The 14,182-nt window shown below is 62.3% G+C and carries 11 protein-coding genes; 4 read left to right on the top strand and 7 right to left on the bottom strand.

The genetic code is table 11. The features are described from left to right. Window positions 1-7: 7 nt before the first annotated feature. The 5 genes from C4N23_RS08550 to C4N23_RS08570 form a co-directional block, all read right to left on the bottom strand. Entirely contained in the window at window positions 8-247 is a 240-nt protein-coding gene (locus tag C4N23_RS08550) for a hypothetical protein (protein ID WP_112145445.1), read from the bottom strand. Further along, a complete protein-coding gene (locus C4N23_RS08555) occupies window positions 240-3,578 on the bottom strand; it encodes an ATP-binding protein (protein ID WP_112145447.1) in 3,339 nt (1,112 codons plus the stop codon). The genes C4N23_RS08550 and C4N23_RS08555 overlap by 8 nt, the downstream gene beginning before the upstream one ends. Next, window positions 3,575-4,180: a DUF4194 domain-containing protein gene (locus C4N23_RS08560; protein WP_055192122.1), complete on the bottom strand. Its 606-nt coding sequence runs from the start codon at window positions 4,178-4,180 to the stop codon at window positions 3,575-3,577. The genes C4N23_RS08555 and C4N23_RS08560 overlap by 4 nt, the downstream gene beginning before the upstream one ends. Further along, window positions 4,164-5,594, bottom strand: coding sequence for a Wadjet anti-phage system protein JetA family protein (locus tag C4N23_RS08565; RefSeq protein WP_055192120.1), 1,431 nt, complete (start codon window positions 5,592-5,594; stop codon window positions 4,164-4,166). Before C4N23_RS08565 ends, C4N23_RS08560 begins: the two co-directional genes overlap by 17 nt. A gap of 341 nt (window positions 5,595-5,935) precedes the next feature. Then, the gene (locus C4N23_RS08570; RefSeq protein ID WP_112145449.1) at window positions 5,936-7,591 is read right to left on the bottom strand and encodes a putative manganese-dependent inorganic diphosphatase; all 1,656 of its coding nucleotides are present in this window, start codon (window positions 7,589-7,591) and stop codon (window positions 5,936-5,938) included. A gap of 257 nt (window positions 7,592-7,848) precedes the next feature. Between C4N23_RS08570 and C4N23_RS08575 the strand changes: the two genes are divergently transcribed. From C4N23_RS08575 to C4N23_RS08590, 4 genes are all read left to right on the top strand, one after another. Next, window positions 7,849-8,640 (top strand): hypothetical protein, encoded by a 792-nt coding sequence (locus tag C4N23_RS08575; RefSeq protein ID WP_112145451.1) that lies wholly within the window; start codon window positions 7,849-7,851, stop codon window positions 8,638-8,640. Window positions 8,641-8,742: 102 nt separating this feature from the next. Next, window positions 8,743-10,101: an MATE family efflux transporter gene (locus C4N23_RS08580; RefSeq protein ID WP_055192114.1), complete on the top strand. Its 1,359-nt coding sequence runs from the start codon at window positions 8,743-8,745 to the stop codon at window positions 10,099-10,101. An 18-nt stretch (window positions 10,102-10,119) separates the two neighbouring features. After that, window positions 10,120-10,920 carry a hypothetical protein gene (locus tag C4N23_RS08585; protein ID WP_112145453.1) on the top strand — a complete coding sequence of 267 codons (801 nt, stop codon included), beginning with the start codon at window positions 10,120-10,122 and terminating at the stop codon, window positions 10,918-10,920. 239 nt (window positions 10,921-11,159) lie between these two features. Further along, entirely contained in the window at window positions 11,160-11,813 is a 654-nt protein-coding gene (locus tag C4N23_RS08590; RefSeq protein ID WP_242983760.1) for a phosphatase PAP2 family protein, read from the top strand. Window positions 11,814-11,862: 49 nt separating this feature from the next. On the opposite strand, the gene gluQRS is transcribed toward C4N23_RS08590, so the two are convergent. After that, window positions 11,863-12,807, bottom strand: a complete 945-nt coding sequence (gene gluQRS, locus C4N23_RS08595) for a tRNA glutamyl-Q(34) synthetase GluQRS (RefSeq protein ID WP_112145454.1) — start codon at window positions 12,805-12,807, stop codon at window positions 11,863-11,865. Next, window positions 12,804-14,114 (bottom strand): M18 family aminopeptidase, encoded by a 1,311-nt coding sequence (locus tag C4N23_RS08600; RefSeq protein ID WP_055192433.1) that lies wholly within the window; start codon window positions 14,112-14,114, stop codon window positions 12,804-12,806. Before C4N23_RS08600 ends, gluQRS begins: the two co-directional genes overlap by 4 nt. Window positions 14,115-14,182 lie beyond the last annotated feature (68 nt).

Here is a 14,182-nt window from a genome sequence, read left to right on the forward strand (position 1 = left end):
CTCCTTCTTACATCATCCCGCCGGGGCGCCAGCCGGTGCAGTAGCGGGCATAGTCGCGGTCAGCCTGTTTGACGTAAAGGACGTATTCTTCGTTGCCTTCCTTATTTTTCATCTGGCGGACCTTGGTGGGCAGACTCTGGCGCTGGAGCAGCTCCAGCTCGTCGTTCAGCTCCTCCTCGTTGTCAAAGGTGTCCAGCTTGGTCCAGTGGGTCGCAAAGAGCCAGAATTTTGCAAGGTTGTCACTCATCTTCGGTCTCCTTCTCCGGCGCGTCCTGCGGGGCGGTCAGCCGGTAAAACGGTGCGATGGCGTTGGCGTCGCCGTGGCGCACGATGGAATAGGTAATGTCGCAATAAGGCTGGATGGCGGTGCTCTTCTCGACGGTGGAGATGAGCAGCACCTGCAATTGCAGACGGCGGAACAGCTCCATCATGGGGCGGATGCGGTCGCTGGTCATCTTGCTGAAAGCCTCGTCCAGCAGGACAAGGCGGATGCTGTTTTCGCTCTTTTGGTAGATCTGCAGCAGCGAAGCGCAGATGGCCACATAGAACGGGGCCTGATTCTCACCGCCGGAGGAATCGCGGCTGACGCGGGAGAGATACGCCTGCTGACCGGAGACCGTGTTCGTCACCTTGATGTCGTAATCCAGATAGGTGCGGTAATCCACATAGTCCGACAAGGTCGCGCCGGAGGTGGTGCGGCCCTCCTGCCGGGCGCGGGTGTTCTCGTCCACATCGGCCATGATCTTTTCCATCAACTCGTCCACCTGCCGCTCGTAGACCGGGTCAGCGGTGGCGGCGAGGTTGTCCAGCGAGTCGGTGTCGGTCATCTGCTGGTTGCCTTTGTCCACGATGACCTGATAGAACGCGGCCAGCTGCGGGTCGCGGCTGGGTTCCAGCTCGAAGCGGTAGACCTCTTCGCCATAGGTCAGCTGCTCCATCACCTTGTTCAGCTCCCGGAACTGGCGGCGGGCGTTGAAGATGTCGTCCTTCATTCGGAAGAGGATGTCCTTGCGGAAGCGGTCCTTGCAGTCCCGCTGCGCCTGTTCCAAGCGGGCGGCGTAGCGCTCAAGGTCGATGCGGACAAGGCTCTCGTGCTGGGCGCGGTACTGCTCCACCCCGGCAAGGCCCAGCGGATAATCGCAGACGTAGCGCTCGTTGTACTCCTTCTGGGCGGGCTCCAGCGTCGTGGACAGATAACTTTGCAGCCCGTCGTCCAGCTTGGTCTGGGCCTTTTCGGCGGTCTGCGCCGCTGCGCGGGCCGTCCGCCCGCCGGTCATCAGGCCCTTTTTGCGCTCCTGCGCCAAGGGTTCCAGCAGCGGGTATTTCCCGAAGAATGCCTCTGCGGCAGCGGTGCTCTGGCGGGCCGTTTCCACGGCCTTGGTCTGCTCCGCCTCGCAAGAAGCCAGCTGCTTTTCACAGACGCGGATATCGCCGCCTACCTGCTCCACCGCCTTGCGGGCGGCTTCCCATGCGGCTTCGCGGGCCTCTTCCTCTTTGTACAGCTCTTGCAGCAGCGGGTTCTCGCGGCAGTCGGTCAGCTTCTGTTCCTGCGCGGTGTAGTCGGCCTTGGCGGTGTCCAGCGCGGCGCGGCTGGCCCACAGGCCCGCCAGTTGTTCCAGCGCGTGGGTGCGCAGGACGTTCTGATACTGGTCGTAGGCCGCTTTCAGCTGCTTTTCGGTCTGGGCAGCCTCGCGGCGGCGCTCACCGAGGGCGGCCAGCTCCTCTTCCAGCGCACCGGCGCGGGCCCGGCGGGCGTCGAGGCCGATATACCGCTGGGGCTTGCGCAGACGCTCCAAGCGGAACGGATGATGCCGGAGCAGGTCGCGGGTGGCGCTGTCCGGGTAATTTTCAAGGGTGTCCGGCGTATCGCAGCAGACGATGCGGCGGAGGATGGTGTCGGCGTACTGGGCCGCCAGTGGGTTTTCGCTCTCCACCTGCGCGGCAAGGCTGTCGGCAGGGGGCGTATCGGCCCGGCGGTTCGCGCTGCGGATGCCCGGCGTGTCCAGCAGACTGATGGGCCCCACCCGCTCACCCAGCGCCACAAAGGCGCTCTTGGCGGCGGCGTAGTGGTTCGGCGGCACAAGGATATCGAACCGGCGGTCGCCGAGGCAAGCTTCCACACAGTCCTGCCAGCTCTCGTCCGCGACGCTGAGCAGCTCGCAGAAGATCTTCGCATCCGGGGTCATGCCGCGGCTCTTGAGCTCGGCGTTCACGGCGTCCCGCACCTTGGTGGCAGCGTCGCCGTGGGGGTAGACCCATTTGCCGCCGGAGACTGCGTCCAGCTCGGCCCGCTTTTCCTCCTGCCCACGGGCAAGGTCGGCGGCGGACTGCCGCGCGGCGAAATACTGCTCTTCCAGCGGCTTTTCCAGCTTGTCGAGGGCGGCGGTCAGGTCGGGCAGACGGCCTTCGGTCAGGCTGACCGGCCAGAGCGCTTTTTCGACGGCGAAGCCGCTGCGGTTCAGCACGGTCAGCAGGTTCGTGACGGTGTCGGCAGTCTGCTCCAGACCGCTCACCTTCCGGCTGGCGGCGTCCAGTGCGCTCTTTTTGCGGGCCAGCTCCTCGGTCATGGCGTCCAGCGCGCGGCCTTCGCCGCTGGCGGAGGCCGCCCCGTGGGCAGCCAGATAGGAGCGGCGGGCCTCGGCTTCGGCATTCTTGGCCGTCTCATAGGCGGCATTCAGCTCGGCCATCTGGCGGCGTCCGGCGTCGAGATGTCCCTGCCAGACTTCGTGCTCCCCGGCGTCCGCTTCGGCGCGGGCCAGCAGGGCCGCACCCCGGTTCACGAGGGCATCCGTCTCCTTGGCCGAGGCTTCCCGGCCGTATTCCACGATCTGTTCCAGTGCGGCGGCGCGGGTCTGCGCCTCGGCAAGGACGGCGTGGAGATTTTCCAGCTCCACCCGGTCGCCCTGTAAAGCGTCGAGGTCCAGTTCCGGCTGGGGCAGGATGTATTGATACAAAAACTCTCGGAAATTCGGGATCTCGTCCATGCTGGTGCCCATCTGGAACACTTCATTGAACTTTTTGCCCAGCGGGCTGGCGGCGCGGCCAATGCCCAGCGCACGGCAGATGCGGTCCCGCGCTTCGCTGGGGCTGCGGGTATAGGAGAGCCGGCCCACGGCGGGCTTGAAATCTTCCTTGGCGCTGGGGGCACCGGTGCGCGGGTCGATGAAGGGCAGCTTTTCCAGCGTGATGCCGTCCTCGGAGATGTACCACGTCTGGTCGCCGGGATGGAGTTCCTGCATGGGCCCTTCAGACTCGACCCGGACTGCGATGACGAAGTTCGTCCGCTTGACGCTGTCCCAGAATTCCGCGCCGATGTAGGCCACGGTGCGGCCGGGGCGGCGGTAAGCGTTCTCGCCGCGCTGCTTGGCGTGGACCGAGCCCTGCAATGTGCGGCCGCTCTTCTTGTTGCCGAGGGCGTTGAAGTTGCGGTTGGTGGTCAGGCAGTAGCGGATGGCGTCGAGGATGGTGGTCTTGCCCACGGCGTTGACGCCGATCATATAGGTCAGGCGGGCACAGTCGAAGGTGACGTTTTCAAAGTTGTGCCAGTTGATGAGCTTCAGGCGTTTCAGTTCGATCATTCTTCGTCCTCCGTGCCGGATTCGCCCTCCGGGCGTTCATACAAGGCAAGCTCGCTGCGGGTGCGGCTGCTCTCGGCTGCGGCGTCGGCAAGGTCGGCGTCCGGCAGGGCCAGCAGCACCGTCGGGAAGACCTCGATCCGGCTGTCGAGGCCGGTCAGCCGCCCCACCGGGCGGGCCAGATTGTACCGGCGCAGGGTGCGCAGCAGCTTTTCAAGGGTGAGCTGGTCCAGCCGCCGGGGCAGGTTCATCTTCTGCAGTTCCGCCTGAACCTCCTCCACCGTCACCAGCACCTGATCGGCGCTGGCGGCGAGGCTCTCCCGCTTTTGAAGATAGAGCAGCCGCAGCACCAGCAGCAGGATGCTCTCGTATTTCAGCAGCCGGGCCTGACTGCCCTCATGCTCGTTGACGAGGGCAGCGGCCTGTAAGGGGGCTGGGTAGAGCAGCACCGCATAGCCCAGCGGCGCGAAGACGGCCCGCACCTCGTTCAGGTGGTCCTGCACGTAGAGATATTTCGACCGCTGGTCCTCCACCCCGCCCAGCAGGAAGCAGTGGTTGAGCAGATAGTTTGCGGTCTCTTCCAGTAGTTTATTCGTTTCGGCCATGGGGCTCCTCCTTGCGGGGCGTCAGGATGAATTCTTCGAACCGGAAGCCGCCCCGTTCGACCCAGTTTCCGGTGAGTTCAATGTCATAATCGCGCCGGGGCGACTGCGAGTAGGTGTGCAGCCCGATGATGCGGGCAAAGTCGTCCGGGTATTCGGCGGCGAGGGTGGAAGCCGGGACGGCCCTGCGGGCGGCCAGCGCCTGTTTGGCCAGCAGGGCCACGTTCTCCTCCGTCACGGCCATCCGGGCGTAATCCAGCAGAAGCTTCTGCTCTTTTTGCAGCTGCGCCGGGTCCAGCGCCGAGGTCTCCACCGGCTTGAGCGGCGTTTCGCTGCGGGGCGCGGCGGGCGGGTAGAGAGGCTTTTCGCCGAAGACCTGCACGGGGTAGAGGTGGAGCCGCTTTGCCACCGGGCCGTCGTCCGGCTCAAAGAGCTGGTCGGGCGTTTTGATCTCCTCGGCATAGCGGCGGAGCAGCGTGGTGACGCTGCCCTGCGCCGAGCGGTCGCTCAGCAGCAAGAACTGCGCCCGCTGCACCGCCCGTTTGCGGTAGCGGATGTGGCTCGCGTCGATCTGCTTCATCAGGTCGCTCATCTCTTCCAGCGCGTCCCGCTGCTTCTGGATCAGGGCACGGACGGCGGGGGCCGCCTCGTTGGGGGCACAGCGCTCCACGCGGGCGTAATCCAGCGCCAATTGGGGCAGGAAGTTCGCCTCGCACTCGTCCAGCCCCTCTTCGAGGTAGGCGCGGTAATTGAAGAGGTTGTCGCTGGTCTTGAAGCGGTGGTAAGCCGCCGCCACCACCTTTTCCTCATACTGGTCAAACAGCTCCAGCACCTCCTGCGGGGTGCGGTTGCGGGTGAGCCGGTCGATGTAGTGGCCGATGGAGGCATTCAGCGCCCGGAGGGACTTGTTCAGCGCGTCGAGGTCGGACGCCACCTCCCGCAGCACGTTCTCGTAAGGGCTCTTCTCCTCCCCGATGCCGCGCAGCAGCTGCCACGCTTTGTAGAGCTTCCCGGTGTAGGTAACGACGCGGGGGTTCAGGATCTCCTCCAGCGCTTCCAGCAGAGGGGTCACCTCTGGCTGGAACGCCAGCGCCGGTTCCTCCTCGTAGCTGCCGGGCTGCTCTTCCAGCCAGCCGGTGCGCCGCAGCCGGAGCAGGAAACCCAGCGCCAGCAGATGCGGGTCGCGGGTGGGCTGCTCGGCCTCGTCCCCGGCGTCGTCAGCGTCCAGCGCCAGCGGCTTTGCCAGCGCCGCAAAATAATCCTCCGCGCGGGAGACGGCCTCGGCGCGGGAGATGCTGTAATCTGCCGTGTGGCGGCACTCCTCCCACAGCAGCAGGAGCAGCTCCGCATAAAAGGCCCGGTTCGGCCCCGCCAGCGGGCGGAACAAACGCGGGCTGACCAGTTCAAACAGCTGCATCAAAAAATCCTTTCTTTCGCAAAAATCCGTTTCTATTGTACCACAAATCCCCGGCTTTGTCACAAAAGGGCAGCAAAAAACACCGCGCCCGGCGGGCACGGTGTTTGGGGGGCGTTATTGCCCGATCCTTTCTGTATGCAGCACCAATAAGCGACCATGGTTGCGGAATTTCGTCTTGAATTTACACAATTTCACCACGATTTTGTGGTATTCTACCTGTAAAGAATTGGAAATGGTGTTCTTCTTTACTCCCTTGAACAGGCAGGCCATACTCCCTGAATCACACAACAGCCCCCCGGAATGCAGGACTCCGGGGGGCTTCGTGTTTTGTTTCGAAGATCTTACAGCTCCTGATAGGCGCTCATCATGGCGGGGATGAACTGCTTTTTGCGGCTGACGACGCCGGGCAGGATCCAGCTTCCATCCTCGGCGGGCTGGATCTCGAAGCCGTCGGACAGCACTTCGGCGGCGTAGCGGCCGGTGCAGATGACGACGCTCTCCTCCTTGGGCACATCGGTCAGCAGCATGTACAAGTCCTCGACATTCTGCTTGTTGCGGGCCTCTTCGAGGTAGGGCTTGAGCAGAGCTTCCGCCGCCAGCAGGTTCTTGCGGGTCATGTAGCTGCCCTGCGCCACGCCGAAGCGAATATCGCCGCACATGAACACCTTGAAGTCCTGCAGGAAGACTTCTTCGGGCGTCTTGCCGTCGAGTTTTTCACCGGCTTCGAACATTTCGGTGGAAAACTCGTCGATGTCCACGCCTGCGATCTTGGCCAGCCGCTTGGCGGTGGCTTCATCGACGGGGGTGCAGGTGGGGCTGCGGAAGGCCAGCGTATCCGAAAGGATGGCCGCCAGCAGCAGCCCGGCGATCTGGGGCCGGATCTCAACGCCGTTTTCATCGTACATCTGGGTGATGATGGTGGCGGTGCAGCCCACGGGCTGATTGCGGAAATAGACCGGGCCGCTGGTCTCCAAGCTGCCGATGCGGTGGTGGTCGATGATCTCCAAGATCTCGGCCTGATCGAAGCCTTCCACGGCCTGTGTGGCCTCGTTGTGATCCACCAGAATGATGCGGCGCTTGCGCAGCGCGATCACGTTCCGGCGGCTGACCATGCCGCAGTACTTGCCCTCCTCGTCGAGGATGGGGAAATAGCGGTGGCGCACCTTGGCCATGACCCGCATCACGTCCGCCACCGGGGTGACGAGGGTAAACTTCATGATATCTTCGCGGGTCATATAATAGGAGATGGGGGCGCACTGGCTCATCAGCTTGCCGGCGGCGTAGGTATCGCAGGGGGCCGTCATGATGGCGACACCCATTTCCTCGGCAATGCGCCGGATGGTGTGGCCCACCTTGGCACCGTTGCAGAGGATGAGGAGAGAGGCCTCCTTCTCAATGGCGCAGAGCTGGCTTTCGTAGCGGTTAGTCAGGATGACGATGTCGCCCTTTTCCACGCTGCTTTCCAGCATTTCGGGGGTGGCGGTGCCGATCTTGATGTGGCCGGTGGTGCAGACGGCGTTCTCGTCGCCCACCTCCATCGTGCCGCCCAGCGTTTCAAGAATGTTCTTGTAGCTGGTCTTGCTGCTGGCAAGGATGCCGGTATCAAAGACGTCCATGTTGGCGGTGGCGATGTCCTTCACTGTGATGATGCCTTCCAGCTCATTGTCGGCGCTGGTGACGGGCAGGGTGTCGATCTGCTGGTCACGCATGATCTCCCACGCCTTGCGCAGGCTGGTGGAGCCGGGGATGCCGGGCATTTCGCGGTAATCGACATCCCGGATCTTGGGGTTAACGTCGGTGCACATCCGGGGCGGCGTGACGCCGAACTTTTTCAGGACGAACTCGGTCTCCTGATTCATCTTCCCCGCGCGGCGCGGTTCGCAGACGAGGTCGGTGGTCTTATTTTTCAGCTCCGCATACGCAATGGCGGAGCAGATAGAGTCGGTGTCCGGGTTGCGGTGCCCGATGACCACGACTTTGTGGGCTGCCTTTGGCATAGGTGTTTCCCCTCTCTATGGATCGTATCATTTACCTTCTCTCTCCTGCGCCGGGCGCAGAAGTCCGGTTCCATTTTAACACATCCCACCGCAGTGGTAAAGGCTCCCAAACCCACTTTGTCCCTTAAAAATCCGCAAGGCTCTTGGATACAACAGCTTCACTGCCGACGGTTTTCGCTTTTGCTTGACACTCCCGCCCAAAACCGCTATGCTAGAGGAAATAAAACTTGAACGTTCGCCGCTTTTGGAGGGTCCGCATGAAAAAGCAACCACATATCCGCATCCTTGCCGCCGCGCTGACGCTGGCGTTCTGCATCCTCGGCAGCAGCTCTGCCCTTGCCGCACCGGCTGCCACGCCCACCACCCGGCCCGAAAAGGAGGTCGTGGAACCGAACGACACCACCCAGACCTCGCTGGATTACTTGGAGTTCCTGCTGCGCGCCGGCGGGCCCTTCCGGTTCCAAGAAGCCGCCATCAAGCGCCCGGCGGATGACGCGGACGCCGGCCCCGCCGAAGGGGCCGTGGCGACGCTGACCATCTACAGCCAGACCACCAACAACACCGAACCCATCGACATCTCCGGCCACAGCTTCGTGGCGGTGCGGAATGTCTCCGACCACGCCATCGAAGTGGGCGGGCAGGAGATCGCGCCGGGCACCGGCGTGACCATCGGCACCCGCGCCAACCGCCCGGAGCATGAGGGCATCTGGTACAATTTGGAGGGCTACTACTGCTACTACATCTCCGCCTTCTACCCGAACCTCTACTCCATGCAGGTCTCGCTGGACGAAGAGGGGCTGGCCGTCCTCAACCAGAACCTGACCACCGCCGACCACTGGTCCACCGCCTTCAACTGCGCCTCCTTTGCGGCAGGGCTGTGGAACTCCGTCTGCTCCGACCACCTCTCGGCGGGCACGCCCCACTCCCCCAAGGGCCTGAAGGCCTCCATCCGCTCCTACGGCGGCAAGCTCCGCTACAATGAGTCGGTGCCCTACGACTACATCGTCTCCTACGGCACCGCCCGCACCCCCAGCGCGGATTATTCCTGATTTTTCCGCTTTCTGCGAAAATGTTGGATACATCATCTTGATTTTCCCCCGCTTCCGCGTTATGCTTATGCCAAGGATATTCCGGAACAACAGGAGGAACTCATGTCAACCACCACATCATCCAAGCCGCTGTTTACCCGCCAGCAGCTCATCGCGCTGCTGCTGCCGCTCATTGCCGAACAGGCCCTCAGCGTGACCATCGGTCTGGCCGATACGCTGATGGTCTCTTCCGTCGGCGAAGCCGCCGTTTCGGGCGTCAGCCTTGTGGACTCCTTCAACGTGCTGATGATCCAGCTGCTGAGCGCACTGGCCACCGGCGGCGCCGTCGTCGCCAGCCAGTACATCGGCCACCGGGAGCCCAAAAACGCCAAGGCCGCAGCGGCGCAGATCCTGTTCATCATGATCTCGCTCAGCGTCGTGGTCGCCGCCGTGGTCGCGGTAGGCCGCCACGGCATCCTGCGGGGCATCTTCGGCTCCATTGACGCCGACGTGATGACCTACGCCGAGACCTACTTCCTGCTCTCGGCGCTGAGCTACCCCTTCATCGGTGTGTACAACGCGGGCGCGGCCCTGTTCCGCGCACAGGGCAACAGCAAGATCAGTATGCTTTCCAGCCTTGTGATGAACGTGGTGAACATCGGCGGCAACGCGGTTTTGATCTACCACTTCCATATGGGCGTCATGGGCGCGGCGCTGGCCAGCCTTGTTTCCCGCATGATCGCGTGCTTCGCGGTCATCTACCTGCTGGAAAAGCCCTCCTGTATGCTCCGCATCGACCGCCTTGCCGACCTCAAGCCCGACCTCTCCCTCATCCGCCGCATCCTGCGGGTGGGCATCCCGGCCGGTATTGAAAACGGCATGTTCCAGATCGGCAAGCTGTCGGTCTCCAGCCTGACGTCCACCCTCGGCACCGCCGCCATCGCGGCTAACGCCGTGGCGGGCAACATCACCACCTTCCTGAACATCCCGGCCAACGCGGTGGGCATGGCGGTGCTCACCGTCATCGGCCAGTGCCTCGGCGCGGGCGAGAAGGAACAGGCCAGCCACTACGCCCGCCGCCTGATGCTGGTGGCCTATGCGGGCGCATGGGTCATGAACCTGTCCGCCTTCTTCTTCCTGAACGGCATCGCGCTGTCGTGGTTCCACCTCTCGGCGGAGTCCGCCGCCATGGCGATGCAGGTGATGCGCTGGTTCAACGTCATCTCCCTGTTCATCTGGCCGGCCAGCTTCACCCTGCCCAACATCCTCCGCGCAGCGGGCGACGCCACCTTCACCATGACGGTGAGCGTCTTTTCCATGTGGGTGTTCCGCGTCGCCTTCTGCTACCTGATGGTCCTCGGCTTCCATCAGGCCCACCTGCTCAGCATCTGGGGCGGTATGTTCCTTGACTGGGTGTTCCGTTCCCTCTTCTTTGCCATCCGCTTCTCAAAAGGAAGCTGGCTCGAAAAAAAGGTCATCTGATCGATCGGGAGGTTCTCCATGAAACACAGACTTGCAGCACTCTTCCTCACGGTAGCGCTCTTCTGCACCCTGCTCGCGGGCTGCGCCCCCACCCCCGATGTGCCGGGGCCCGGCGGCGGCTCGTCGTCCTCCGGCAGCACGAACAATGGCGGGAACTCGGAGAGCGAGGATAATAACAACGGCGGGAACACCGCGACAAAGCTCCAGCCAAAGGCTTATATGGAAGCTTACAATGTTTCTTATATTACTTCCGAAATCATCTCTAAAAACCCGTATGTCGCAAATTACGTTTTCTCCGTTGTAAACCCGAACAAGAATTACAGCCTTTCTTCCGTCAAAATCAGCATCGATCTGACAGACAACAACGGAAAGCCACTGACGGATTACACAACGATTCAGTCGATTGCGCCGGGCGACACCGTTCGCTTTGCATATTCCGCTTCCTACTCCGTCCCCGTGCATATCGGTGGCTGTCGCGTTGATCCGGTTCTTTCTTCCTACTTCAAAACACCTGAAACCGAATCGGACGGTACGCCGAAGATGGCCAAATCCAGTGATATTACAGTAGTCGGCGCGAAAGAAACCAAGACTTCCTCCAAATTCGACTACAACATTATCAACGGAACTGCACTCAACACCAGCCATTATCCTTGCAAGGTCAAGGTTTCGCTGCTCCTGAAAAAGAACGGTCAAACCGTTTATGCAACTTGGGTCAATTCTCCTTCGGATGTTCTTGCCAACGGCAAGTTCCCCGTTACGATTTATGCACCCAAAAATATCGACTACGACTCGTTTGACCTGATTGCCATCCCTTGTTAATCAAAAATTCCCCGCCGCCGCGAAAACGGCGGTATTTTGTTGCAAGAAAATGCACTTCTGGATCGTATGATCTTACGAAGGCCCTTTCATCCCTCAGCCCGCACAAATTTTTCATGGATTTTTTAGTAAACTTGTCGGGTTTGGGGCTTGCTTTTGCGCCCTGACAAGCGTATAATGATACGCTGCTAAGAACTTTAAGGGCCATTCGCCCCCAACTCCAAGAAAAGGAAGTGTGTTCCATGCGAAGCTGGTTTTCCCGCCATCCCATTTGGTTCATGGCGTTTTATCTTGTATTTTATCTCTCGGTGTTCCACTGGCTCGAAGCCAACATCACCGTGCCCGAAGTCTGGGTCCACTGCCGGCTGGACGATCTGATCCCCTTCTGCAAATATGCGGTCATCCCCTATTTTGCATGGTTCGTCTGGATCCCGTTCACCCTGTTCTATCTGCTGTGGAAAGCGCCCCGCGCCGACTTCTGGCGGCTCTGCCTCCCCCTGTTCGCGGGCATGACCATCGCGCTGGCAGTGTATGTCGTCGTCCCCAATGGGCTGGATCTCCGCCCTTACCGCGTGTACGGCTCGGACTTCTTCGCCCGGACGGTGCGCCGACTCTACGACACCGACACGGCCACCAACGTCTGCCCTTCCATCCACGTCTTCAACTCGGTGACGCTGATGATGGCTTACTACCGCAGCCGCATCTTTGACGAGCCCCGCCGCCGCTGGATGCGCCCGGCCGCCGCCGTGCTCTGCGTGTCCATCATCGCCTCCACCGTACTGCTCAAGCAGCACAGCTGCATTGACGTCGTGCTGGGCATCCTGCTGGCACTGGTGCTGGACAGCGCTGCTTCCTCGCTGGAGCGCAGCGAATACCGTCTGCCCCAGCGTTCCTGAAACGCAAAAATCCCTCTGCCGCAGCAAAGCGGCAGAGGGATTTTTTTGCCTAAAACAGATCTTCTGGCAGACAGATATCGTGTTTGGGGACTTTTTTCCACGAAAAATCGGCGGTGAGGCTTTCCGGCGTGCGGGGGGCCGGTTCCTCCTGCAAGCCGTAGGCGTAGGCCAGCTTGCCGACGATCTCCGCCGCCGTATAGCGGGCGCGGAGGTTCTCAAGGCTCTGGTCACCGTCCCGCTTGGAGAGCCGCCGCCCGTCCGGGGCCAGCAGCAACGGGCAGTGGGCAAAGCGGGGGGCCTTTAATCCCAGCAGCCGGTAAAGGTAGAGCTGCCGGGCTGTAGAGGAGAGCAGGTCTGCTCCCCGCACGACCTCGGTGACGCCCATCCGGGCATCGTCCACAACGACGGCCAATTGGTAAGCGAATACGCCGTCGGCGCGGCGAAGGTAGAAGTCACCGCAGTCCCGCAGCAGGTTCTCGCTGTGGGGGCCCATGCAGCCGTCCGTGAAGGAAACGACTTCATCGGGCACCTTCAGGCGGTAGGCGGGGGCTTTTGCCTTCCGCTTTTCCGCGACCTCGGCGGGGGTCAGGCTCCGGCAGGTGCCGGGGTAGATGACGTTGCCATCCGAGGTGTGGGGCGCACTGGCCGCATGGAGCTGGGCGCGGGAGCAAAAGCAGGGGTAAACGAGGCCCTGCGCAGCCAGCTTTTCGTAGCTGGCGGTGTAGATATCCGCGCACTCGCTCTGGTAATAGGGGCCGTGGGAGCCGCCGTGGCTGCCGCCCTCGTCCCAGTAAAGGCCCAGCCACGCAAGATCCTCTTCCAGCAGGTCGGCGTACTTGCGGGGGCAGCGCTCAGCGTCAAGGTCCTCGATGCGGAGGACGATACGCCCGCCCTCATGCTTGGCGCTCAGCCACGCCAGCAGACTGCACGCGAGATTGCCCAGATGCAGCCGCCCGCTGGGGCTGGGGGCAAACCGCCCAACGACGGCGCTCACAGGCCCAGCTTCCACTCGCCATCCTTCGGCTGGGAGATGGGGGTGTTATAGAACTCGGCCACAGCCTTTGCCATGTACTCGGCGTCGATGCAGCTTGCCGTCTCCATGGAGGAGTGCATCGCCAGCTGTGCCAGACCGATATCGACCATGGGGATCAGGATCTGATGCCCCAGCAGGTTGCCCAGCGTGGAGCCGCCGGGGACGTCCGCGCGGTTGGACGCCGCCTGAACAGGGACGCCCGCCTTCTGGCAGATGGCGCTGAAAGCAGAACCGGTGAAACCGCTGGTGGTGTAGGTCTGGCGGGCATTGTATTTCAGCAGCACGCCGCCGCCCAGCGTAACGGGGTGGGCGGGGTCGCTCTTTTCGGGGTGATTGGGATGGGTGGCGTGGCCGTTGTCGGCACTGAGCAGCAAGCTGTTGGTACAGGCGCGGATGCTCTGCTCGCGGGTGACGCCGAGCTTCTCCTCAACGCGGGCCAGCACATTGGCCATCAGAGTGCCCTGTGCGCCCTGACGGCTGGAGGAACCGACTTCCTCGTTGTCGAACATGACCCAGATGTCGCCCCGGCCGTCTTCCTTGCCCTCGCCCTGCAAAAAGCCCCACAGGGTCGTGTAAGCGCACTCCAAGTCGTCGATGCGGCCGGACATGAAGTACTCACCCTTCAAGCCCACACGCTCGGCCTGTTCGCGGGTGCAGAGCACGAGGTCGGAGTCGAGGATGTCCTCGCCCTTGACCCCGGCCTCCTCGGCCAGAACTTCACGCAGGGTGGTGCCCGCAGCGCCGAAGATGGGCTGCAGATCCACCTGCGGGTTGTAGTTCTTGCCCTTGTTCACCTCGTGGTCAAAGTGGATGCAGACGTTGGGGATGCAGGCCAGCGCGCGGTCCGGGTGGACGAGGATGCTCTTGACGCCCTCCTCGGTCCGGACGAGGATGCGGCCCGCCACGCTCAGGGGGCGGTCGATCCAGCTGGGCATGATCATGCCGCCGTAGCCCTCCGTCTCAGCGCGGGCAAAGACGGCATCCTTGCCGCCGTCCAGCTCCTTGATCTTCCACGTGGGGGAGTCGCTGTGGCTGGCCGTGACATGCCAGCCGGTCAGCGTGCCCTTGGGCATCCGCCATGCCAGCACAGCAGAGCCGTTGCGGGTGGTGTAGTATTTGCCGCCGGGCACCAACTCCCATGCGGCGGTCTCCGGGCGGTTCTCGTAGCCGTTGGCCTCCAAGATCTCCACCGCCGCCGCCGTGGAGTGGAAGGCGCTGACGCCCTTGTTCAGAAAGTCGAACAGACCTTCGATCTCGAATTTCTGCATTTTTGTCGTCTCCTATCTTTCACTATGTCCTGCAAAATCTCCCCGCCCGCAGTGCAGACGGAGAGATT

The organism is Faecalibacterium hattorii (genome assembly GCF_003287455.1).
Lineage (GTDB): Bacteria > Bacillota > Clostridia > Oscillospirales > Ruminococcaceae > Faecalibacterium > Faecalibacterium hattorii.

Bases quoted from the DNA above. Each gene is read 5' to 3' on its own strand.
- C4N23_RS08560 (WP_055192122.1), bottom strand. From the start codon at position 4,180: ATGGCCGAAACGAATAAACTACTGGAAGAGACCGCAAACTATCTGCTC.
- C4N23_RS08555 (WP_112145447.1), bottom strand. From the start codon at position 3,578: ATGATCGAACTGAAACGCCTGAAGCTCATCAACTGGCACAACTTTGAA.
- C4N23_RS08550 (WP_112145445.1), bottom strand. From the start codon at position 247: ATGAGTGACAACCTTGCAAAATTCTGGCTCTTTGCGACCCACTGGACC.
- C4N23_RS08585 (WP_112145453.1), top strand. From the start codon at position 10,120: ATGAAACACAGACTTGCAGCACTCTTCCTCACGGTAGCGCTCTTCTGC.
- C4N23_RS08580 (WP_055192114.1), top strand. From the start codon at position 8,743: ATGTCAACCACCACATCATCCAAGCCGCTGTTTACCCGCCAGCAGCTC.
- C4N23_RS08600 (WP_055192433.1), bottom strand. From the start codon at position 14,114: ATGCAGAAATTCGAGATCGAAGGTCTGTTCGACTTTCTGAACAAGGGC.
- C4N23_RS08590 (WP_242983760.1), top strand. From the start codon at position 11,160: ATGCGAAGCTGGTTTTCCCGCCATCCCATTTGGTTCATGGCGTTTTAT.
- C4N23_RS08570 (WP_112145449.1), bottom strand. From the start codon at position 7,591: ATGCCAAAGGCAGCCCACAAAGTCGTGGTCATCGGGCACCGCAACCCG.
- C4N23_RS08575 (WP_112145451.1), top strand. From the start codon at position 7,849: ATGAAAAAGCAACCACATATCCGCATCCTTGCCGCCGCGCTGACGCTG.
- C4N23_RS08565 (WP_055192120.1), bottom strand. From the start codon at position 5,594: ATGCAGCTGTTTGAACTGGTCAGCCCGCGTTTGTTCCGCCCGCTGGCG.